Here is a 20,746-nt window from a genome sequence, read left to right on the forward strand (position 1 = left end):
CCCCTGTGGCTAGGGAACGGCCGGTCCAGCGAGCCCGGTGCCGGGTTGTGCGGTGGGGCCGAACCAGTCCAGGCACACCACCATGGCGTCGTCTTCGGCGTGGGCGCCGTGGCGCCGGGTGGACAGTTCCTTGAGCACGGCGCCCGGCACGTGCGCGGCGGGCAGCTCGGCGGTGGCCAGCACCGCGTCGGTCAGTTCGGCGTCGCCGTAGAGCTGGCCCTGCGGGCCCATGGCGTTGTAGACCCCGTCGCTGACGAACACGAACCGATCCCCCGCCAAGGCGTGGAACCGTTCGACCTCGTAGACGGTGTCCTCGAACGCTCCCAGCGGGAGCTGCTCGTCGAAGTGGATGCGCTCGACCTTGCCGTCACGCAACCGCCACAGCCGGGGTGAGCCCGCGTCGAGCGCGTCGACGGCGCCGGTGGCGAGGTCGAATTCCAGCAACAGCGCGGCCACATGCTCGCGGCCGCGGTAGTGCGCGTAGATGGCCTGGTCGGCGAGTTCGGCCTGGGCGTCCAGGCCCACACCGGCGCGCCGGGCGTTGCGCAGCGCGTTGACCGCCAGGTTGGTCAGCAGCGCGGCTTCGCTGCCCTCGCCCATGCCGTTGATCAGCGTCACGGCGAGTTTGTGCGCTGAGGCCGACCAGTCGAAGCAGTCGCCGTAGATGGCGTACGCGGGTTCGAGCTGACCGCCGAGGGCGAACTCCGCGCGGGAACAGGCCCGGCCTGGCAGGAGCTGCCACTGCATTTCCGCGGCCAGGGTGAGCCGGGAGGACCGGCGGGCCTGGATGTAGAGGTCGGTGTCGCGGTCGGCGACAAAGAGTTCGTGCGCCAGCGTTTCGGCGAACCGGCCGAGTTCGGCCCACACCGGCGGTTCGGGTTCGGCGGGCAGCGTGACGGCCAGCACGCCGAGCCGGTCCCCGCGAACGGTGACCGGCAGGTACCCGGTGACCGCGGAACCGTCGGGCTCGAAGGTGGCGGTCTGGGCGACGAACGCCGCGCCGGGCACGCTGCCCTCCACCGGCATCGGCTCGGTCGTGTACGGCAGGGTGCTCACCTGGCACAGCTCGGTCAGCGAGTAGTCGGCCATCAGCAGTTCGACCGCCTGGGCGCCGAAGTGCTCGCGCAAGGCCGCCCGCAGTGCCGACGGCAGTTCGTGCGGCGGTACATCGCGCAGCCTGCGCTCGACCGCCAAGGATCTGTCCACTGCGTCCTCCTGCTCGACCTGTGCCGCACCGGTGCCGACCGCGTTACCGCATCAGTCCAGGCCCCGGTGTACCACCAGCCGAGCTGACAGCTCAGCATATGAATGCGACAGTGGACACCGTGAACCGGTCTCGCGAGCAGCTCAGCACTGATGCGGCCGCCGCGGTGACCGACCTGGCCGAACTGCTGGAAATCATGTTCGAGCAGGCGGCGGAAGCCTCCGCCAGGCCGTTGTCGACCTCCCAGCTGCGCGCCGTGGTCGCGCTGGACCGGCACGACGGGCTCAACCTGCGGGCGCTGGCCGAACTGCTCGGCTCGACCCCGCCGCTGGTGAGCAGGCTGTGCGACCGGTTGCAGGCGGTCGGTTTCCTCGAACGCCTGCCCAGTTCCCGCAGCCGCCGCGAGCTGACCCTGCGGCTCAGCGAACGGGGTCGCGCCTACCTGCGGGACCTGCGGGCCCGTCGCCGCGAGAGCGTGCAGTCGGTGCTGGCGAAGATGAGCCCGGACGCCCGCGCCGCGCTCGACACCGGCCTGCGTGGTTTTCACGCCGCCGCGGCCGAATCGGCTGGTCCGCGCACCTGACCCCACCCCCGGCATTGCCCGGCCGAGTTCACTGTTGTTATATGACAACAGTGGGCCTCGGTTCGGCAAGGCCCCCGACTTCACCTGGAGGGACCCGGTGCCGGGGACGGACGAGACCGCTGTGCGGGAACTGGTGGTCCGGGCGCTGGACACCGACCAGGCGGCGGTGACCAGCGAGTGGATCGAGCGGCAGCGCGAGCGGTCGCCACTGCCACCGGCCGAGCTCCACCGGGAGGCCGCCGACCTGCTCGGGGCCCTGTGCGCGGCGCTGACCTCGCCGATGCCCGCGGCCCGGATCGCCGAGCACGACGACGCCGTGCGCGAAGCGCTGACCGCGTTGTCCGAGCGGCGGGCCCGTGCCGGCGCGGATCCGTCGGCCACGGCCATGGCGGTACTCGGGCTCAAGCACGCGGTGCTGGCGGCGGTCGAACGCCACACCGACGACCCGGCGCGGTGCTACCGGGCCGCCCTGCTGGTCAACGAACTGCTCGACGGCGCCGGGGTCCGCACGTTCTCCGTCTACGCCGACGGGCGTGAGGAGATCATCCGCCAGCAGCACAGCCAGATGCTCGAACTGTCCACCCCGGTCGTCCGGTTGTGGCGCCACGTGCTGGCCGTGCCGCTGATCGGCACGCTCGACAGCGCCCGCACGCAGATCGTGATGACCGGCCTGCTCGAAGCGATCCAGGCGCACGAGGCCCGGATCGCCATCATCGACATCACCGGCGTGCCCACTGTGGACACCGCGGTGGCCCAGCACCTGCTGCAGACCGCGGGCGCGGTCCGGCTGATGGGCGCCGAATGCGTGATCAGCGGGATCCGGCCGTCCATCGCGCAGACGATCACCCAGCTGGGCATCGACCTGTCCCACATCCTGACCCGGTCCTCGCTGGCCGACGCGCTCGCCGCGGCACTGCGCCTGCTCGGCGCCGAACCCGGCAGGGCCGCCGGGTGAGCGTGACCGGCTCGACCGGGCTGCCGCTGCTGCGCCTCGGTGACATCCTGCTCGGCGGGCTGCTCAGCGACCTCGACGACGCGACCGCGCTGCGGTTCACCGACGAACTGACCACCCGCATCAGCGAGGAACGCATCCGCGGGGTGATCATCGACATCTCCCGGCTGGAGATCATCGACTCCTTCGTGGCCAGGGTGCTGATGCAGCTGGCCCACACCGGGCGGCTGCTCGGCGCCCGGATGATCGTGGCGGGCATGCGGCCCGCGGTGGCGATCACCCTGTCCGAACTCGGGCTCCAGCTCACCGGGGTGCAGACCGCGCTCAACCCGGAACAGGCCATGGAACAGCTGGGATGGCGCCGTCCCACCGAGGCCGCCGAAGAGGCGCCTCATGCTTCCTGACCAGCTCGCCGCCGGCGAGGAACACCAGATCCGCGTCGAGGAGGACCTGCTCACCGCCCGGCACGCCGTGCGCGCCAGCGCGGTGAGCGCCGGGTTCTCCATCGTCGACCAGACCAAGATCGTGACCGCCGCCAGCGAACTGGTCCGCAACGCCTACATCCACGGCGGTGGTGGCACGCTGACCATCACCGTCCTGCGCGACCGGGCCCGGGTGGGGCTGCGACTGCGCGTCCGCGACCGGGGTCCCGGCATCCCCGACGTCGACCAGGCGATGACCGACGGGTTCAGCACCGGGGCCGGCCTCGGGCACGGGCTCGGTGGCACGCGCCGCCTGGTCGACGACTTCGGCATCGACACCGGACCCGGCGGGACCACCGTCACCGCCGTGCGCTGGAAGCCGCGATGACCGTCTCGGTCTCGGCGACCACCCCGACCCGGCGGGTGCGCATCGACCACCCCAGCGCCGTCTACGCCGCCACCAGGGCCGCCCGCGCCGCGGCCAGGGACGCGGCGCTGCCGGACGTGCTGGCCGAACGGGCCGCCGTGGTGACCTCCGAGCTGGCGAGCAACCTGGACAAGCACGCCACCGGCGGCTCGGTGTTCATCCAGCGGGCGCTGACCGGCCGGGGCGTCGACGTGCTCACCGCCGACGACGGGCCGGGCATGGCCGACCTCGCCCACTGGCTCGTCGACGGCAACACCACCACCTCCACCCTGGGCAGCGGGCTCGGCGCCATCGGCCGCATGTCCACCACGTTCCAGATCCGCTCCACCCCGGGCACCGGCACCACCACCGCCGCCCGCGTCCTGGCGCCCGGCACCCCGGCCGGACCCGCCGACGCGGTCGGGCACTTCTGCCTGCCACGCGAGGGCGAACAGCACTGCGGGGACGCCATCGCGCTCGCCGAGGACACCGGCAGCCGGACCGTCGTCGTCGCCGACGGTCTCGGCCACGGCCCCGACGCCGCCGAAGCGGCCGACCTCGCGATCGGCGTGTTCGGGAACAACCCGGACCGCGCCCTGTCCGCGCAACTGGCCGCCATGCACCGCGCGCTGCGCGGCACCCGCGGCGCGGCGGTCGCGCTGGCCCGCGTCTCCGGCCGCGGCGTCGAGTTCTGCGGCGTCGGCAACGTCAGCGCCACCATCCTCACCCCGGGACGGTCCTCGCAGCTCCTGCTCAGCGTGCCCGGCGTGGTCGGGTTCATCCTGCCCGCCGTCCTGCCCCGGCACGCACCCCTGACCGGCGGCGCCGTCGTCGTGCTCCACACCGACGGCATCGACCACAGCTGGCGCGCGCCGCTCCCGCCCGCCCAGCCCGCCGGCGCGCTGCTGCTCGCGGCCGAACTCGCCCACCGGCACCGCAATCCCCGTGACGACGCGGCCGCGATCGCCCTGCACGCCGACCAGCTCCCGTGAACCACACCGACCTCGACAGCTTCCGGCGGCAGCTGCGCGAGGCGTGCGGCCAGGCCGGGGTGCTGACCGAGGAACGCGCCCGCGCGGTGCTTTCCGCCACCCTGCTCGCCGAACCCGCCATCACCGCCGGCACGGCGGTCGACCTGCGCACCGAAACCCGGGACGCCCTGCTCGCGATCACCCTGCGGTTGCCCCAGCCGGTTCCCCAGCACGAGCGCAACCTCCTGCCGCTGCTGCCCGACCCCGGCGACGGCGACACCCTCACCTGGCACCTGGCCACCGGCGCGATCCCGGCGGCCGTCCCCGGCCCCGACGAGCAGGCCACCCGAGAGGAAATGCTCGCGCTCGTCGCCCACACCGACGCGCTCGCCCAGCAACAACGCCGGCTCAAACACGAACTCGCCGAAACCAACAGCGGCGTGCTCGCCATGTTCACCGAACTCGAGCGGCGCGACGAAGAACTCCGCCGCGCCCACGGTGTCATCTTCCGCGAACTCGAAGACGCCCTCCGCCCACCACCGCCCGCGGTGCCCGGTCTGGAGCTGGGCGTGCACTACTCGCCCGCCGACCCGGACTCCCCCACCGGCGGCGACCTCTACGACTGGTTCACCCTGCCCAGCGGCGAGGTCCACATCACCCTCGTCGACGCCGTCGGCCACGGCGTCACCTCCACCCGCCAGGCCATCACCGTCACCCACGCGATCCGCACCCTCGCGCTCGAAGGCCACCCGTTCGCCGATCTCGTCGCCAGGACGTCGAACGCCCTGACCCCCATCGACCCCACCCTGATGGCCACCGTGCTCCTGGTCAGGATCACCCCGGCGACCGGACGGGTGCGCCTGGCCAACGGCAGCCACCCGCCGCCGGTGCTGATCACCACCACCGGCCACACCCGGCTGCTCGCGACCCGCAGCCCCGGCCGCGGCGTCGGCTTCCCCCGGCCGGGCACGCCCGACCTCGTCCACCACACCCTCGACGCCGGCGACACCCTCCTGCTCTACACCGACGGCCTCGTCGAGAGCCGCAAGAACTACGACGAAGGCGAATCCCGGCTGCTGACGCTGGCCCGTACGCACGCCCACCGCCCCACCATCGGAATCCCGCGCGAACTCACCGGCCAGATGCACGACGTCGTCCTGCACATCGACGACACCGTGGTCATGGCCATCCGCCGGACACCGTGAGCGCGGCTGCACCGATCAGAATTCCGCCGCCACGTCGTCAGTTCTGGTAGCCCCCTCACCACCGGTGGAAGGATCGACGACCATGACCGACGCCAGCTCGCTGAACGCCGACGAGGCGCGGTTCGCGCTCCTCACCGAGCGCCACCGGCGTGAGCTGCAGGTGCACTGCTACCGGATGCTCGCGAACTACGAGGACGCCAGGGACCTGACGCAGGAGACGTTCCTGCGCGCGTGGCACAAGCGGGAGTCGTTCAAGGGCAACGCCACGCTGCGGACCTGGCTGTACCGGATCGCCACGAACGCCTGCCTCGACTTCCTGGAGAAGCGCGAGGACCGCACGCCCGTACCGGCCGGGCTGCCCGGCGCCGGGTCCGAGGTGCTGTACCTGCAGCCGTACCCCGACCGGATGCTCCCCGAGGACCCGCAGGAATCGGTGGTGGCGCGGGAAACGATCGAGCTGGCGTTCATCGTCGCCGTGCAGCACCTGCCACCGCGGCAGCGGGCGGTGTTCATCCTGCGCGACGTCCTCGGCTGGCCGGCGTCGAAGGCGGCCGACGCCCTCGAGTTGACCGTCGCCTCGGTGACCAGCGCGCTGCAGCGGTCGCGCGTGACGATGCGCGAGCAGCTGGCCGGCCACCGCCTCGACTGGCGGAGCCCCGAGCTGTCGAGTGACGAGCGCGACGTGGTGAAGTCGTACATCGACGCCCACGAGCGCAACGACCTCGAGGGGCTGACCTCCCTGCTGCGCGACGACCTGCGCTTCGCGATGCTGCCGGATGCGGGCACCTCGACCACGACGGCCAAGGACGCGGTGGACGGCTGGGTCTCCGGTGGGCTCTTCCAGCGCGGCCACGACGACTGGCGCGGGACCACCACGACGGTCAACCGCATGCCCGCCGCCGCGCTGTACCTCCGCGCCCCCGGCGACGCGGAGCACCGGCTGTTCGCCATCGCGGTCCTGCACGTCGCCGAGGGGAAGATCGCCGAGCTCACCGGGTTCGACGCCAGCGGCAAACCCTGGCTGGGCCTGCCCCCGACGCGGTGACCACGCCCGCGCTCACCGCCGCGTCTCGTACCGGGTCAGCAGCACGCCGCCGGGGAACGTCCGGGTTTCGGTCAGGGTCAGGTTCACCCAGCTGTCCAGCGCGGTGAAGAACGGCGTGCCGCCGCCCACCAGCACCGGCACGGTGACCAGCAGGTACTCGTCGATCAACCCGGCCCGCATGGCGGCCCCGGCGAGCGTCGGGCCGCCGATGTCCATCGGGCCGGCGTCCTCGGCCTTGAGCCGGGTGATCTCGGTGACCGCGTCGCCGGTGACCAGGCGGGCGTTCCCGTCGACCGCGCCGGCCGTCGTCGTCGAGAACACCACCTTCGGCATGGCCTGCCAGCGGTGGGCGTACTCGATCACCGCCGGGGTGGCGCCGGGCTGCTGGTCCGCAGTCAGCCAGTCGGGGCTCATCGTTTCCCACAGCTTGCGCCCGTACAGCGCCAGGTCCGTCGCCGCGACCCGGTCGGACCACCACTGGAACAACTCGTCGCCCGGCGAGGAGTCCGGTCCGTCACCGCCGCTCCAGCCGAGGTCGCCGCCGGGCGCGGCGGTGTAGCCGTCCAGGGTCACGTTCATCGCGAAGGTCAGTTTCCGCATGGCCGTCATGCCTCCCGTGAGTCGGTTTCCCAGGTACGGACGGCCGGGGCGCGGAAACCTGATCGGTCCCGCAAAGGACAGTCGTGGCTTATATAAGTTCATGCTGATACGATCTCGGCGTGATCGGAAGGGACAGGACATGAAAGACGTGTTGGACGAACTGGCCGCCGCGCGCCGGACGATGGGCAAGGGCAACTTGCCCGCCGGCGACGCCTACACCATCGAGCTGCGGCGTCGATACGACGCGCAGGTCGAGGACGTGTGGGACGCCCTCACCAACCCCGAGCGACTGCGACGCTGGCTGAAGCCGGTCACCGGGGACCTTCGGCCGGGCGGGCAGTTCGCATTGGACGGTGGGGAACACGGCGAGATCCTGCGGTGCGAGCCGCCGCGCCTGCTGAAGGTTTCCTGGCTCTTCGGCCCGGAAGCCGACGACTGGCCCGGTACCAGCGAGGTGGAAGTGCGCCTGGCCGCGGCCCCGGCGGGCGACACCGAATTCGAACTCATCCACGCGGCGGTCGTCGGTGAGCCCCTCTTCCCGACCTACGGCCCCGGCGCCGGCGGCGTCGGCTGGGACCTGCACCTCCTGGCCCTGGCCCAACTGCTGGCCGGCGAGGAGCCCGCCGACCACGGGACGAGGGAAAAGTCGCCGGAAATCCGCGAGTTCATCCGGCGCAGCGCCGCCGCCTGGGGCACCGCCCACCACTCCGCCGGCGGCGACCCCGGCCACGTCGCCGCCGCCGTCCAAGCCACCACGAACTTCTACGCCCCCGACCACAAGCCGTTGTAGCTGAACCATCACACGATGCGCACGATTCGAAGGCATCGCCACCAGATGATGTTCCTGGTCGGTGACGATCCAGTCGAAGGAGTCGTTCGTGAAGTTCGGATTTGCTGCCGTGGCGGCGTTCATGGCGGCGACCGCCTCGCCCGCGGTGGCCAGTGGCGGGCAGGCGGTCGGCGAAGTGCAGCGCGCCATGGAACAAATAGCCGAGGTGCCCGGCGTCGTGGGAGCGCTCGCGGGCTCCTACCAGGACGGCGTTGCCGTCGGCCACGGCACCGCCGGGTCGCGGCTGCTCGACGGGCACGGCGGCCCGATCCCGGTGGACTCCCGGTTCCGCATCGCCTCGCAGACCAAGACCATGACAGCCGTCATAGTGCTGCAGTTGGTCGACGAGAAGCGGGTGGGACTGGAGGACCGGCTCGCGACGGTGCTGCCCGAGGTCACCGATCTGGTGGACCGCGCCGACGAGATCACGGTGCGCCAGCTCATCCAGCACACCTCCGGCGTTCCCGACTACTTCTCCCCGCCCGGCTCGGTCGAGCCGGCGTTCGACGTCTTTGACTTCACCACCTACTACCCGCCCATCGACGTCGTGGCGTCGTCGCGGGGGTGGCCACGCACCGGCGCGCCGGGCGAGAAGTTCAACTATTCCAACACCAACTACACCCTGCTCGGCATGATCGCCGAGAAGCTGACGGGCCAGCCGCTCGCCGACGAGTTCGACCGGCGGCTGTTCGGCCCGCTGCAGATGACCAAGAGCTACTACACCACCAAACCGCCGGAGGGCATCGTGGGCCCGCACGGCCACGGCTACTACCCCGACGCCACCGGCCGGCTGCGCGACGTGCACCGGTTCAACACGAGCTGGGCCAACGGGGCGGGCGCGGTCGTGTCGACCACGCGGGACGTCAGCCGGTTCCAGCGGGCGTTCTACCAGGGCACGCTCCTGCCCGCGGAACTGCGTGACGTCCTCACCAGCGGCCCCGCCACCGCGACGCGGTCCAGCGAGTGCGGTGACCTGCGGCTCTACGGCGGTTCGGCGCCCGGGTTCACCGTGCTGACCTTCGCCTCCACCGACGCCCGACGGCAGATCGTCGTCTCGGTCACCCGGACCACGGTCGACGACATGCCCATCATCGACGCCACCTTCCGCGCGGTCGAGGACGTGATCTGTGCCTAGGTTCCGCCGAGCGAGGCCCGTCTCCGCACGATGAGCATGGCGATGTCGTCGGGGACGGGTTCCCGGCCGATCAGCTCGGTCATGATCGCCGCGCACACCTGTTCCGGCGGACCGGCGGTGATGGCGGCGGTGAGCTTGCGCACGCCGTCGTCGAGGGAGGCGCCACGGCGTTCGACCAGCCCGTCCGTGTACCAGCAGAGCAGTCCGCCGGGTGGCAGGTCGATGGTGGTGCTGTGGCGTTCGACCACGGGCATGGCCAGGCCGATCGGCGGGTCGGGGGCGACGGGCACGCTGGTGGCGTCGCCGGTCGGCCGCGCGAGCACCGGTGGGAGGTGCCCGGCCAGTGAGATGCTGACACGTTCGTGTGCGGGATCGAGCACGCCGTAACCGACCGTGCTCATGATGCCGGCCTCGAAGTGGCGGGCTTTGCGGTCGAGCTTGCCGATGACGTCAGCGGGGTCGTCGTAGTCCAGGGCGTACGCACGCAGGGCGCTGCGCAGGCGGCCCATCACCACGGCGGCCCCGAGCCCGTGCCCGGCGACGTCGCCGATGACGATGCCGAGGCGGCCGCCGGGCAGCTCGAACTGGTCGTACCAGTCGCCGCCGACGCCGGTGTTGGCGCCGGGCACGTAGCGGGCGGCGAAGTCGAGGTCGCCGATGGCGGGCAGGTGCGCTGGGAGCAGGCCGCGTTGCAGTGCGGTGGCCGCGGCCCGGTCGGCGGCGGCGTCCTCGAGCTGGACGGCCAGCGCGAGCCGGGTCGCGATCAGTTGCAGCAGTTCGGTGTCGGTGTCGGTGAAGTCCCGCCGGTCCACCGAGCCGACGTGGAGCACCCCGACGAGGTCGTCCCCGGCGAGCAGGGGAACGCCCAGCAAGGCGGCCAGGCCGCGTTCCCAGAGCAGGGGGTTCACCACGGTGCCGGGACCGACGTCGTCGAGCACGAGCGGGCTGCGGGTGGCGGCGATGCGCCCGGCGAACCCGGCTCCGACCGGGACGCGCACGCCCTGGAAGACCTCTTCTTCGATGCCGGAGGAGGCGATCGCGGTGAGCAACCCGGCGTCCGAGTCGTGCCGCAGCACGGTGGCGGTGTCGACGCCGAGCACCGAGCGGACGCGTTCGAGCAGGGTCACGAGCAGCTTGTCGAACTCGAGATGGCTCAGCGCCGAGTCGGTGATCGCCTCCAACACGCGCAGCCGACCGTCCAAGCCGGGGATCTGCGACATCGATCCAGCCTAACAGTCACCAGTGCTTTTCATCCGGCGTCAGACGGGCCGGCCGATCGGCCGGATCGTCACCGTGTTGAGGTCGACGCCCACCGCCCGGTCCAGCGCGAAGCCGACGCCGTCCGTCCGGAACTCGGGTGCTCCCGGGCCGGGCGACGGGCGTGCACCGCCCTGCCCCCCGTTACCTTTTTCGTAGTTCCTGATCAAGGAGCTGTGGTCGCCAGGTTCGGCATGACTGATGCCCCCAGTCGAGTCCATGATCCGGGGGGTGGTGTCACCGGGCCTGGCGGCATCGAGGGACCGCTGAATAGGGACACGGCCGCCCGCAGGGCAGGTCTCGTCGTAACGTGGGTGCCGGCCATCGATGCCTGACCGGCGACCACCCGCGACGGACGAAAGAACCGTGCATGACCAGCAGTTTCGGCGTGTTCCTCGGCCTTGACGTCGGCAAGGGCAGCCACCACGCGGTGGGCCTGGATCCGGCTGGCAAGCGGCTGCATGACGGGCCCTTGCCCAACAGCGAACCCAAACTTCGCGCGTTGTTCGACAAGCTCGCCCAGCTCGGTCCGCTGCTGGTCGTGGTTGATCAGCCAGCCACGATCGGCGCGCTGCCGGTCGCCGTCGCCCGCGCAGCCGGTCACCAAGTCGCCTATCTGCCCGGGCTGGCGATGCGCCGCATCGCCGATCTCTACCCGGGCAAGGCCAAAACCGATGCTCGCGACGCGTTCATCATCGCCGACGCGGCCCGCTCGCTGCCGCACACGCTGCGCCCGGTCGACGTCGGGGACGACACCCTGGCCGAGCTGGAAGTGCTGGTCGGCTTCGACGACGACCTGGCCGGCGAAGCCACCCGGATCGCCAACCGCATCCGCGGGCTGCTCACCGGCGTCCACCCCGCCCTCGAACGCGCGATCGGCCCGAAGATCAGTCATCCGGCGGTCCTGGAAATCCTGTCCCGTTGCGGTGGCCCCACCGGAATCCGCAAGGCCGGGCGCCGCAAACTCACTGCCATCGCGAAGGTTCACGCCCCGCGCATGGGCGACACACTCGTCACCGCGATCCTCGACGCACTGGACGAGCAAACCGTCACCGTCCCCGGAACCACCGCCGCGGACACCGTGCTGCCCAGACTCGCCGACAGCCTCAAAACCGTGCTCCAGCAACGCACACAACTCGCCACCGAGGTCGAGGAGATTCTCGATGCGCACCCTCTTGCCGGGGTCCTGACCTCGATGCCCGGCATCGGGATCAGGACCGCCGCCCGCATCCTGCTCGAAATCGGCGACGCCTCCAACTTCGCCAGCTCCGCCCACCTGGCCGCCTACGCCGGCATCGCCCCGGTCACCCGCACCTCGGGCACCAGCATCAAAGGCGAACACCCCGCCCGCACCGGCAACCGCAAACTCAAACGCGCGTTCTTCCTCGCCGCCTTCGCCGCACTGCACGACCCGACCAGCCGCGCCTACTACGACCGCAAGAGAGCCGAGGGCAAGAAACACAACGCCGCCCTCATCTGCCTCGCCCGACGACGCTGCGACGTCCTCTACGCCATGCTCCGAAACGGAGCCCGCTACCGACACCCCGAACCAACCCACGCCGCAGCAGCCGCTTGACAAACTCATAGGGACACCCCCCCATGGCCACCGACGAAATCGAAACACTCGCCGTCGTGCAGGTGGGCGCTGCAACTGCCGACCGGGGTGAGGGCGAACGGCTCCGACATGTACGACATCGATATCGCGCCCTACGAACTCCTCATTCACCGGATCCTCGACCTCAACTCCGCCAGCAAACACACCGTGATGCGCGGGCTGCTCGAGGCTGTCCTAGCACCATCGGTGGTGGTCTTGGAGCGCAGTGGACGGCCGATCAAGCCCCGGTCGGAACAGGAGACCGAACTCCTCGACCGCGCGAAAGAACTTTCGATGGCCAAGTGATGCAGCGGGGCGACCGGTGTGTGAGTTGATCGGCTCAAGCCCGGCAGGGCAGGCGCCCTCATCGCCCCCGGCCGTGGCGAGCACAACCGGGCTCCGCACGGACAGCCGCCGGGCCTCCGGCCGTGGTCGCGTCGAGATCCAGGACAAGCTCGCCCGCCACCTGGCCGAGCACGACGGCCTGCGCAAAGCGGAACGCCCGAGCTGAGACGACGTGACTACGCGGTCCCGAGCACCGGCGTGACCGGGCGGCGCGCGTCGAGCACCGCGGGCACGGTGGCGCTGGCGGCGACCAGGAGCACCAGTCCGGCGCCCGCGGTCAGCAGCCACCAGGCCGGTGGCGGCGTGGTCATCGGGGCGGCGGAGAGCACCTGGACCAGGCCGAGGCCGAGCGGCAGTCCGACGGCGGCGCCGCCCGCCGCGGCCGGGAGCTGCGCCACCGCGAGCGCGGCGGTGACCTGGCCCGGAGTCGCGCCGAAGGCCCGCGCCACGGCCAGCGAACGCCGCGCGTCCAGTGCCGTGGACCAGGTGAGGATGAGTGTGTTGACCGCGGCCAGCACGAGCAGCGCCGCGGTGACGGCCAGCACCGTGCGGTCGGTCTGGTCACCGCGCAGGTTGGTCAGCGTGGTGCCGCCGAGGTCGTAGCCCTTCGACGGCTGCGCCCGCAACGCCAGCGCGGCGCTGATCGCCACCCCGGCCGTGGCGACGCTCGCGGCGCTGAGCAGAGCACGGCGCGGCCTGCGCGCGACCAGGCGCAACCCCAGCAACAACGGCACGGGCAACCGGCCAGCCAGCGCGGTGAGCCCGGCGGCGTGGTCCACCGACCGCACCACCGCGACCAGCGCGGGCACTGTGGCGGAGCGCGCCGCGCGCACCGACGGCCCGGCCGTGCTCGCCAACGCGACCAGCACGGCCAGCACCAGCACCGGCAGCGCGGTGCCGAACGTGACCGGGAGATCCGCGTCCAGCAGGCTGGCGCTCGCACCGGCCAGCAGGGGCGTGGCGAACTGCCCGGCGACCAGCCCCAGCCCCGCCGCGACGAGCCCGAGGACCAGGTACTCGGCGAGCAGGACCGCGGTGACCACGGCGGGCGTGGCGCCGACGGCCTTGAGCAGACCGGCCCGGCGGGTCTGCCCGTCCGCCCGCGCGGCGGCCAGGACGGCTGCCCCGGTGACCGCGGAGATCGCGAGCAGCCAGCCACCGACGATCAGCGCCGGCGTGGTGTCGCGGAAGACCTTCGCGTCCTGGCTGGAGATGTCCTGCCACGCGCGGAGGTGCAGCCGCACCTCGCCGTGGCCGAGCGAGCGCCGGAACACCGGCGCGTCGCCGGGATCGACCAAGCGCAGGTGCATCGCGTACGCGGGCGCGAGCTGCGTGGAGGACAGCGCCTGTGCGTCCACTTCGGACAGCCACACCAGGCCGCTGTAGTTGCTCGGACCGCCGTAGGGGCCGGTCCCCTCGGCGCCGGGGTAGACGCCGTGCGCGGCGGTGACGGCGATTCCGGCCACCGGGAACTCCTTGCCCGCCACGGTGATCCGCTCCCCCGCCCGGACACCGAGCGCCTCGGCGAAGCCCCGTTCGACCACCACCCCGCCTTCGCGCAGCCAGCCACCGGAGGTCACCAGCGGCTGGTCGAGCGCGTCCGGCTCGCCCCGGCGGCCTTCGACCACCACCCTGGCCTCCCGGCCGTGCGCGGTCACCGACGCGTACAGCAGCAGATGCGGTCCACTGTGGATGGTCACCTCCGGCCGGTCCGCCACCTCGTCGAGTGCGGCCAGGTCGGCGGGGCCGGTTTCCTCGGTCTGCACCACCACATCCGGCCCGCCGGTGACCGCGCGGGTGTGCTCGTAACGCACGCCGGTCGCGCCGGACACGGACAGGCCCACCGCCAGCGCGGTGGCCGCGATGCCGACGGTGAGCAGGAAAACGGTGGCCTGCACCGGACGCCGGCGCAGGTCGGCGAGGACCAACCGGCACCCCAGCAGGATCCGCCCCATGCCTCAGCCGCCCAGGTTCAGCAGGCTGCCGCGCGCGGCGGGCAACCGGACGTCGTCGACAAAAGCGCCGTCGCGCATGGTGATCAGGCGGTCGGCGAGCGCGGCGACGCGTTCGTCGTGCGTGACGATCACCAGCGTCTGCCCCGCCACGCGCAGCTCTTCGAACAACCGCAGCACCGCACGGGTGGCGGCGCTGTCCAGGTTGCCGGTCGGCTCGTCGGCCAGCAGCACCAGCGGTTCGTTGACCAACGCCCGCGCGACCGCGACCCGCTGGCGTTCACCGCCGGACAACGCGGACGGCAGATGCCCGGCCCGGTTCGCCAGCCCCACGCGGTCCAGCAGCTCACCAGCCCGTCGCCGGGCCGCGCGCGGCGACGCACCGGCCAGCAGTGCGGGCAGTTCGACGTTCTGCACCGCCGAAAGCTCCTCCACGAGGTGGAATGCCTGGAAGACAAAGCCCACCGACCGGCGCCGCATCCGCGCCAGTGCCCGCTCGCCAAGGTCGTCGATCCGCCTGCCGCCCAGCCACACCCGCCCGGCCGTGGCCCGGTCCAGCCCGCCGAGCAGGTGCAGCAGCGTCGACTTCCCGCACCCGCTGGGTCCCATGATCGCCAGCGACTGCCCGGCGGGCACGTCCAGATCGATCTCGTCGACCGCGCGCACCAGCGCGGGTCCGGTGCCGTGCTTGCGGCACAACCGGCGCGCCCGCACCGCGAACCGATCGCGGTTCACCCCGCCTCCCCTCGCGGTGCCCATGCCCGCTCGCACGCTTCCAGCCACCGCAGATCTGCTCGCAACCGCAACACGACGCCCTCCAGCAACAAGCCCGACACCGAGCCTTCGTCCTCGTCCAGCGCCGCTCGCTGCGCGTCCCGCAGGCGGCGCAGCAGTTCGCGGCGCTGCGCGTCGATCACCGCGAGCGGGTCCGCGAGCCGGGCCGCCGCGGCGGCCACCAGTTTGAGGTGGAACTCCGCGAGATCCGGCTTGGGCCAGCTCACCTCGGCCACCCATTCCGCAACGCGCCGCTGCCCGGCCGGGGTCAGCGCGTAGGTCTTGCGCTCGGGCCGGTCCGGCAGCCCGGGCGCGCGCTCGGCGGTGACCAGCCCGGCCTTCTCCAGCCGGGCCAGCGTCACGTACACCTGCCCCGCGTTCAGCGACTCCCCCAGCGGGCCGAGTGCATCACGCAACCGCGCCCCCAGCTGGTAACCGTGCGACGGCTCCTTGGCCAGCAACGCCAGCACCACATCGCGCACCGGCTCACCCCTAACAGTTAGGCGTATACCTATCTGTTAGCCATCTGACCTGTCAAGGATCACCGTGACGGCGCCGTCGGAGGTCACCGTCCAAGAAGCTGCCGCCCAGTCGAGGCGACCATCACCATCAGCCTGCCCATCGATCAGCTGCCCCAAGGTCACCGAGACAGCGGAGAGGGTCCTCGACACAAAAACAAACCAGCCCGCCACCTCGTAAGGTGACGGGCTGGTGGTGCGTACCCCCGATGGGATTCGAACCCACGCTACCGGCGTGAGAGGCCGGCGTCCTAGGCCGCTAGACGACGGGGGCTAGGAACTTCTTCCTTTGTTGCGAGAGAGAACTTACCAGACCGGTTTTTCCCTCTTGCAGCTGGGGTACCAGGACTCGAACCTAGACTAACTGAACCAGAATCAGTCGTGCTGCCAATTACACCATACCCCAATGGGGTGCGTTTCCGATCTTGACCGGCTTCGCACCGCCGGGAAGAAATATAGACCACCCCCTCCGGGCCCCCGCAGGCGGGGGCACCGAGAGTCACCTCGGGGCGGGCACCCCGACCCTGGCGAACTCGCAAACCAGCAGTTCAGGCAGCTCCGCCAAGCCTTCAAGCACGTGCACGCCGCGGGGCACTTCAGCCCCGGTGGCCGCCCGGTCCAGCCAGACCGCGCCGAGGCCGGCGTCGCGGGCGCCGATCGCGTCGGTGTCCAGCTTGTCGCCGACGTGCACCGCCTCGCCGGGGTCGCAGCCCAGGGCCAGGCACACTGTGTGAAACATCACCGGATCGGGTTTGGCGGCGCCCATCTCCCCCGCGATGGCGATGTGGTCGAAGAACCGGGCGAGCCCGAGATCAGCCAGCTTGGTGCGCTGGTGCGCACCGGAGGCGTTGGTCACCGCCGCGAGGTGGACGCCGGCCGCCCGCAGCCACTCCAGGCACGGCAGCACGTCGTCGAACAGGCGCCACGAGCGCCGCAGGAGGTCCAGCCGCCGCCGTTCGAAGGACGCGGCCTCCTCCACGCACACGGGCTGCCCGATCTCGGCGAGAAAGCTCTGGGTACGCGTGCGGTGCATCGCCGCGTAGTCGAGGTCGCCGGCGACCACCATGGCCACGTGCCGGTCGGTCACCGTCTCCCACAGCGGCCAGAGGTCGGCGCGGCCGAGCACGGCGGCCAGCGCGCCACTGCTGGACGCGGTGAAGTCGATCAGGGTGTCGTCGATGTCGAGGCAGACCAGGCGCAGGGCCGGGGCAGCCCACGGGTCGGCCGGTGAAGCCGGGGTTGTCCCCCGCTGTCTCGGGGGTGCGAGCGCAAATTCCACTCAGAGAGGCTAGGGGTAGCCACGGCTTCACCGATTCGACCAACGAGGTGAACTAAGAAAGAACTGACACGGTCAAGCGGTTACAGCCCGACACCGTCGAGTGCACGCCGCAACCGGCCGAGAGAGACCTCTCGCCCGAGCAGTTCCATCGATTCGTAAAGCGGCGGTGAAACCGTACGTCCGGTAATTCCCACGCGCACCGGCGCAAAAGCCTTGCGGGGCTTGAGCCCCAGCTTCTCCACAAGTGCGTTCTTCAGCGCTTCCTCGATACCGGGAGTATCCCAGGAGGACAGTTCCTCGAGCGCCTCCACAGCGGCGCGGAGTACCGGCTCGGCGTCCGGGCCGAGCACCTTGGTCGCCGCGGCCTCCTCCGGCGCGAACTCCTCTTCGGACACAAAAAGGAAACGAACCATGTCCACTGTGTCCGACAACACGGTCACCCGCTCCTGCACCAGCGGGGCGATCGCGCGCAGCCTGGTCAGCTCGCTTTCGGACGGTTGCGCCGGAAGTACGCCCGCGGTCTGCAGATAGGGCACCACGCGCGCGGTGAAATCGTCCACGTCGAGGGCCCGCACATGCGTTCCGTTGATCGCTTCGGCTTTCTTCAAGTCGAACCTCGCCGGGTTCGCGCTCACCTTGCCGATTTCGAACGCGTCCACCAGTTCCGCCGCGCTGAAGATGTCCCGATCGTCCGCGATCGCCCAGCCCAGCAGGGCCAGATAGTTGACCAGGCCCTCCTTGATGAAACCGCGGTCGCGAAGGTTGAACAGATTCGAAGACGGATCACGCTTGGACAGTTTTTTGTTGCCCTCCCCCATCACATAGGGAAGGTGCCCGAACTGCGGCGTGCCCTCGGCCACGCCGATGCGCTCCAGCGCCGCGTACAGCGCGATCTGCCGCGGTGTGGACGGCAGCAGGTCCTCCCCGCGCAGCACGTGGGTGATCTTCATCAGCGCGTCGTCGACCGGGTTGGTCAGCGTGTACAGCGGCTCGCCGTTGTTCCGCACCAGCACCGGGTCGGGAATGGTGCCCGCCGGGAAGCTGATCTCCCCGCGCACCAGGTCGGTCCAGCCCAGGTCCTGCTCGGGCATGCGCAGCCGGAGCACCGGCTTGCGGCCCTCGGCGCGGAACGCGGCGCGCTGCTCGTCGCTCAGCTCGCGGTCGAAGTTGTCGTAGCCGAGCTTGGGGTCCTGGCCGGCCGCCTTGCGCCGCGCCTCGACCTCTTCGTTGGTCGAGAACGCCTCGTACAGCTCCCCCGCCGCGAGCAGCTTGGCGGCCACGTCGGCGTAGATCTCCCGCCGCAGGCTCTGCCGGTACGGTCCGTGCTCGCCGCCGACCTCGGGGCCCTCGTCCCAGTCGATCCCCACCCAGCGCAGCGCCTCGATCAGCGATTCGTAGGACTCCTCGGAGTCGCGGGCGGCGTCGGTGTCCTCGATCCGGAACACCAGGCTGCCGCCGTGGTGCCGGGCGAAGGCCCAGTTGAACAAGGCCGTCCGGATCATCCCGACGTGCGGGGCGCCGGTCGGCGATGGGCAGAAGCGGGCGCGCACAGGCGTGGTCTCAGTCATAGCCCGACCAGCGTATCCAGTGGCCGGACGCTTGACACACGGGTGGTGCCGGGTGCACGCTCGATTTATTCAACAAGCGATGAAAAAGAGGTGGTAGCCATGACCGAGCGCACCGACTGCGTGGTCATCGGCGGCGGACCGGCGGGCATGGTGCTGGGGCTGCTGCTGGCCAGGGCCGGCGTGGAGGTGACCGTGCTGGAGAAGCACGCCGACTTCCTGCGCGACTTCCGCGGGGACACCGTGCACCCGTCCACCCTGCAGCTGCTCGACGAGCTGGGGCTGGGCGAGCGGTTCCACGCCCTGCCGCACAGCGAGATCCAGCAGATCGGCTTCCCCATCGGCCGCGACGGCGTGCTCACCTTCGCCGACCTGTCGCGGCTCAAGGTCAACTACCCGTACGTCGCGATGGTGCCGCAGTGGGACTTCCTCGACCTGCTCGCCGACGCCGGCCGCGAGGAACCGGCGTTCACCCTGCGGATGAGCACCGAGGTCACCGGCCTGGTCGCCGAGGGCGACCGCATCGCGGGCGTGCGCTACCGCACCACCGACGGCACCGAGGGCGAACTGCACGCCAACCTGGTCGTGGCCGCCGACGGCCGCTGGTCGCTGGCGCGGCGGCAGGCCGGAATGCGGCCGCAGGAGTTCGACGTGCCGTTCGACGCCTGGTGGTTCCGGCTGCCACGGCACGAGAACGAGCGCGGCGACACCATCAGCCCGCAGATGCGGAACCGGAAGTTCGCCGTGGCGCTGCCGCGCGAGGGCTACTTCCAGATCGCCTACCTGGCGCCGAAGGGTTCGGACGAGGACCTGCGCCACGCCGGGATCGAGCGGTTCCGGGCCAGCGTCGCCGACGCCTACCCGGACTACGCCGACCGGCTGGACACGCTGGAGACGATGGACGACGTCAAGTTCCTGGACGTGCGGCTGAACCGGCTGCACCGCTGGCACACCGACGGCCTGCTGTGCATCGGCGACGCCGCGCACGCCATGTCCCCGATCGGCGGGGTCGGCATCAACCTGGCCGTGCAGGACGCGGTGGCCACCGCGCACCTGCTCGCCGCGCCGCTGCGCCGGGGCAGGCCGCGGCCGAAGGACCTGGCCAGGGTGCGGACCAGGCGGTGGCTGCCGACCGTGGCGGTGCAGCTGCTCCAGCGGCTGCTGCACCGCGCGGTGATGCGGCCGGTGATGGAGGGCAGGCGGAACGGACCGCCGAAGCCGGTGATGGTGTTGCTCACCCGGTTCCCGGCGCTGTCGGTGGTCCCGGCCTACCTGATCGGGGTCGGCCTGCGGCCCGAGCACGCGCCGGGGTTCGCCCGGCGGAAGAGCGAGCTCAGCCCTGCACCACGGGGTTCGTGAGCGTGCCGATGCCCTCGACGGTGATCGACACCTGCTGCCCGTCGGTGATCGGGCCGACGCCCTCCGGGGTGCCGGTCAGGATCACGTCGCCGGGCAGCAGCGTCATCACCGAGGAGACGAACTCGACCAGCTGCGGGATCTTGTGGATCAGGTCCGCGGTGGTGCCGTCCTGCTTGAGCTGACCGTCCACCTCGGACTTCAGCGCCAGGTTGCCCGGCTCGGGCAGCTTGGTCTCGATCCACGGGCCGAGCGGGCAGAAGGTGTCGTAGCCCTTGGCGCGGCCCCACTGCCCGTCGGACTTCTGCAGGTCGCGGGCGCTGACGTCGTTGGCGACGGTGTACCCGAGCACCACGCTCGCCGCGCGGGAGGCGGGCACGTTCTTCACCGGCTGGCCGATCACCACGGCCAGCTCGCCCTCGAAGTCCACCCGGCCGGCGCCGGGCGGCAGCTTGATCGCCGCGTTCGGGCCGATCACGCTGGTCGACGGCTTGAGGAAGAGCATCGGGGCCTGCGGCACCTCGTTGCCGAACTCCGCGGCGTGCTTGGCGTAGTTGCGGCCGACGGCGATCACCTTCGACGGCAGGATCGGCGCGAGCAGCCGGACGTCGGCCAGCGGCCAGCGCTTGCCGGTGAAGTTCGGGTCGCCGAACGGGTGCTCGGCGATCTCCAGTACCTGGGCGTCGTCACCGTCCCCCTCGATCGAAGCGAAGGCGACACCACCGGGATGAGCGATTCGAGCTAGGCGCACGCC

The 20,746-nt window shown here is 71.3% G+C and carries 22 protein-coding genes and 2 tRNA genes; 13 read left to right on the forward strand and 11 right to left on the reverse strand.

Features of this window, described 5'->3' with window-relative positions:
* Positions 1-9: 9 nt before the first annotated feature.
* Positions 10-1,206, reverse strand: a complete 1,197-nt coding sequence (locus JYK18_RS02115; protein ID WP_206800011.1) for a PP2C family protein-serine/threonine phosphatase — start codon at positions 1,204-1,206, stop codon at positions 10-12.
* Positions 1,207-1,316: 110 nt separating this feature from the next.
* Here JYK18_RS02115 and JYK18_RS02120 point away from each other — a divergent pair, with 110 nt between their 5' ends.
* The 7 genes from JYK18_RS02120 (at position 1,317) to JYK18_RS02150 (ending at position 6,788) form a co-directional block, all read left to right on the forward strand.
* On the forward strand, positions 1,317-1,787 hold the full coding sequence (locus JYK18_RS02120; protein ID WP_307795755.1) for a MarR family transcriptional regulator: 471 nt from the start codon (positions 1,317-1,319) through the stop codon (positions 1,785-1,787).
* 97 nt (positions 1,788-1,884) lie between these two features.
* The gene (locus JYK18_RS02125) at positions 1,885-2,742 is read left to right on the forward strand and encodes an STAS domain-containing protein (protein WP_206800023.1); all 858 of its coding nucleotides are present in this window, start codon (positions 1,885-1,887) and stop codon (positions 2,740-2,742) included.
* A 2-nt stretch (positions 2,743-2,744) separates the two neighbouring features.
* On the forward strand, positions 2,745-3,143 hold the full coding sequence (locus JYK18_RS02130) for an STAS domain-containing protein (RefSeq protein ID WP_206800025.1): 399 nt from the start codon (positions 2,745-2,747) through the stop codon (positions 3,141-3,143).
* Positions 3,133-3,549 (forward strand): anti-sigma regulatory factor, encoded by a 417-nt coding sequence (locus tag JYK18_RS02135; protein ID WP_206800027.1) that lies wholly within the window; start codon positions 3,133-3,135, stop codon positions 3,547-3,549. The genes JYK18_RS02130 and JYK18_RS02135 overlap by 11 nt, the downstream gene beginning before the upstream one ends.
* Positions 3,546-4,559 carry an ATP-binding protein gene (locus JYK18_RS02140; protein WP_206800030.1) on the forward strand — a complete coding sequence of 338 codons (1,014 nt, stop codon included), beginning with the start codon at positions 3,546-3,548 and terminating at the stop codon, positions 4,557-4,559. The genes JYK18_RS02135 and JYK18_RS02140 overlap by 4 nt, the downstream gene beginning before the upstream one ends.
* On the forward strand, positions 4,556-5,743 hold the full coding sequence (locus JYK18_RS02145) for a PP2C family protein-serine/threonine phosphatase (RefSeq protein WP_206800032.1): 1,188 nt from the start codon (positions 4,556-4,558) through the stop codon (positions 5,741-5,743). The genes JYK18_RS02140 and JYK18_RS02145 overlap by 4 nt, the downstream gene beginning before the upstream one ends.
* Positions 5,744-5,825: 82 nt before the next feature.
* Positions 5,826-6,788 carry an RNA polymerase subunit sigma-70 gene (locus JYK18_RS02150; RefSeq protein WP_206800034.1) on the forward strand — a complete coding sequence of 321 codons (963 nt, stop codon included), beginning with the start codon at positions 5,826-5,828 and terminating at the stop codon, positions 6,786-6,788.
* 12 nt (positions 6,789-6,800) lie between these two features.
* Here JYK18_RS02150 and JYK18_RS02155 read toward each other — a convergent pair whose 3' ends face one another.
* On the reverse strand, positions 6,801-7,388 hold the full coding sequence (locus tag JYK18_RS02155; RefSeq protein WP_206800037.1) for a dihydrofolate reductase family protein: 588 nt from the start codon (positions 7,386-7,388) through the stop codon (positions 6,801-6,803).
* A gap of 139 nt (positions 7,389-7,527) precedes the next feature.
* Here JYK18_RS02155 and JYK18_RS02160 point away from each other — a divergent pair, with 139 nt between their 5' ends.
* Complete coding sequence (locus JYK18_RS02160; protein ID WP_242578914.1) at positions 7,528-8,178, forward strand: SRPBCC domain-containing protein; 651 nt, start codon at positions 7,528-7,530, stop codon at positions 8,176-8,178.
* 88 nt (positions 8,179-8,266) lie between these two features.
* Positions 8,267-9,352, forward strand: coding sequence for a serine hydrolase (locus JYK18_RS02165; RefSeq protein ID WP_206800039.1), 1,086 nt, complete (start codon positions 8,267-8,269; stop codon positions 9,350-9,352).
* Here the strand turns inward: JYK18_RS02165 and JYK18_RS02170 are convergent.
* Positions 9,349-10,572 (reverse strand): PP2C family protein-serine/threonine phosphatase, encoded by a 1,224-nt coding sequence (locus JYK18_RS02170; RefSeq protein ID WP_206800048.1) that lies wholly within the window; start codon positions 10,570-10,572, stop codon positions 9,349-9,351. The two genes, JYK18_RS02165 and JYK18_RS02170, sit on opposite strands and share 4 nt — an antisense overlap.
* Before the next feature lie 407 nt (positions 10,573-10,979).
* Here JYK18_RS02170 and JYK18_RS02175 point away from each other — a divergent pair, with 407 nt between their 5' ends.
* The 3 genes from JYK18_RS02175 (at position 10,980) to JYK18_RS47420 (ending at position 12,714) form a co-directional block, all read left to right on the forward strand.
* Entirely contained in the window at positions 10,980-12,185 is a 1,206-nt protein-coding gene (locus tag JYK18_RS02175) for an IS110 family transposase (protein ID WP_206800050.1), read from the forward strand.
* Positions 12,186-12,260: 75 nt separating this feature from the next.
* Positions 12,261-12,509, forward strand: a complete 249-nt coding sequence (locus tag JYK18_RS02180; RefSeq protein WP_277992199.1) for a DUF6086 family protein — start codon at positions 12,261-12,263, stop codon at positions 12,507-12,509.
* A 73-nt stretch (positions 12,510-12,582) separates the two neighbouring features.
* Positions 12,583-12,714, forward strand: a complete 132-nt coding sequence (locus JYK18_RS47420; RefSeq protein ID WP_277992143.1) for a hypothetical protein — start codon at positions 12,583-12,585, stop codon at positions 12,712-12,714.
* Between the two features lie 10 nt (positions 12,715-12,724).
* On the opposite strand, the gene JYK18_RS02185 is transcribed toward JYK18_RS47420, so the two are convergent.
* From JYK18_RS02185 to gltX, 7 genes are all read right to left on the reverse strand, one after another.
* Complete coding sequence (locus JYK18_RS02185; RefSeq protein WP_206800061.1) at positions 12,725-14,503, reverse strand: FtsX-like permease family protein; 1,779 nt, start codon at positions 14,501-14,503, stop codon at positions 12,725-12,727.
* A 3-nt stretch (positions 14,504-14,506) separates the two neighbouring features.
* Positions 14,507-15,235, reverse strand: coding sequence for an ABC transporter ATP-binding protein (locus JYK18_RS02190; RefSeq protein ID WP_307795756.1), 729 nt, complete (start codon positions 15,233-15,235; stop codon positions 14,507-14,509).
* Complete coding sequence (locus tag JYK18_RS02195) at positions 15,232-15,756, reverse strand: PadR family transcriptional regulator (protein WP_206800062.1); 525 nt, start codon at positions 15,754-15,756, stop codon at positions 15,232-15,234. Before JYK18_RS02195 ends, JYK18_RS02190 begins: the two co-directional genes overlap by 4 nt.
* A 237-nt stretch (positions 15,757-15,993) precedes the next feature.
* Positions 15,994-16,066: transfer RNA gene (locus tag JYK18_RS02200), tRNA-Glu, on the reverse strand.
* Positions 16,067-16,126: 60 nt separating this feature from the next.
* Positions 16,127-16,198 (reverse strand) — tRNA-Gln (locus JYK18_RS02205).
* 93 nt (positions 16,199-16,291) lie between these two features.
* Positions 16,292-16,987: an HAD family hydrolase gene (locus JYK18_RS02210; RefSeq protein ID WP_242579575.1), complete on the reverse strand. Its 696-nt coding sequence runs from the start codon at positions 16,985-16,987 to the stop codon at positions 16,292-16,294.
* Positions 16,988-17,151: 164 nt separating this feature from the next.
* Entirely contained in the window at positions 17,152-18,639 is a 1,488-nt protein-coding gene (gene gltX / locus JYK18_RS02215; protein WP_206800066.1) for a glutamate--tRNA ligase, read from the reverse strand.
* Between the two features lie 99 nt (positions 18,640-18,738).
* On the opposite strand from gltX, the gene JYK18_RS02220 reads away from it, so the two are divergent.
* The gene (locus JYK18_RS02220) at positions 18,739-19,995 is read left to right on the forward strand and encodes an FAD-dependent oxidoreductase (RefSeq protein WP_206800068.1); all 1,257 of its coding nucleotides are present in this window, start codon (positions 18,739-18,741) and stop codon (positions 19,993-19,995) included.
* On the opposite strand, the gene JYK18_RS02225 is transcribed toward JYK18_RS02220, so the two are convergent.
* Complete coding sequence (locus JYK18_RS02225) at positions 19,970-20,743, reverse strand: fumarylacetoacetate hydrolase family protein (protein ID WP_206800070.1); 774 nt, start codon at positions 20,741-20,743, stop codon at positions 19,970-19,972. The two genes, JYK18_RS02220 and JYK18_RS02225, sit on opposite strands and share 26 nt — an antisense overlap.
* Positions 20,744-20,746: the final 3 nt, after the last annotated feature.

This window comes from Amycolatopsis sp. 195334CR (assembly GCF_017309385.1).
Lineage (GTDB): Bacteria > Actinomycetota > Actinomycetes > Mycobacteriales > Pseudonocardiaceae > Amycolatopsis.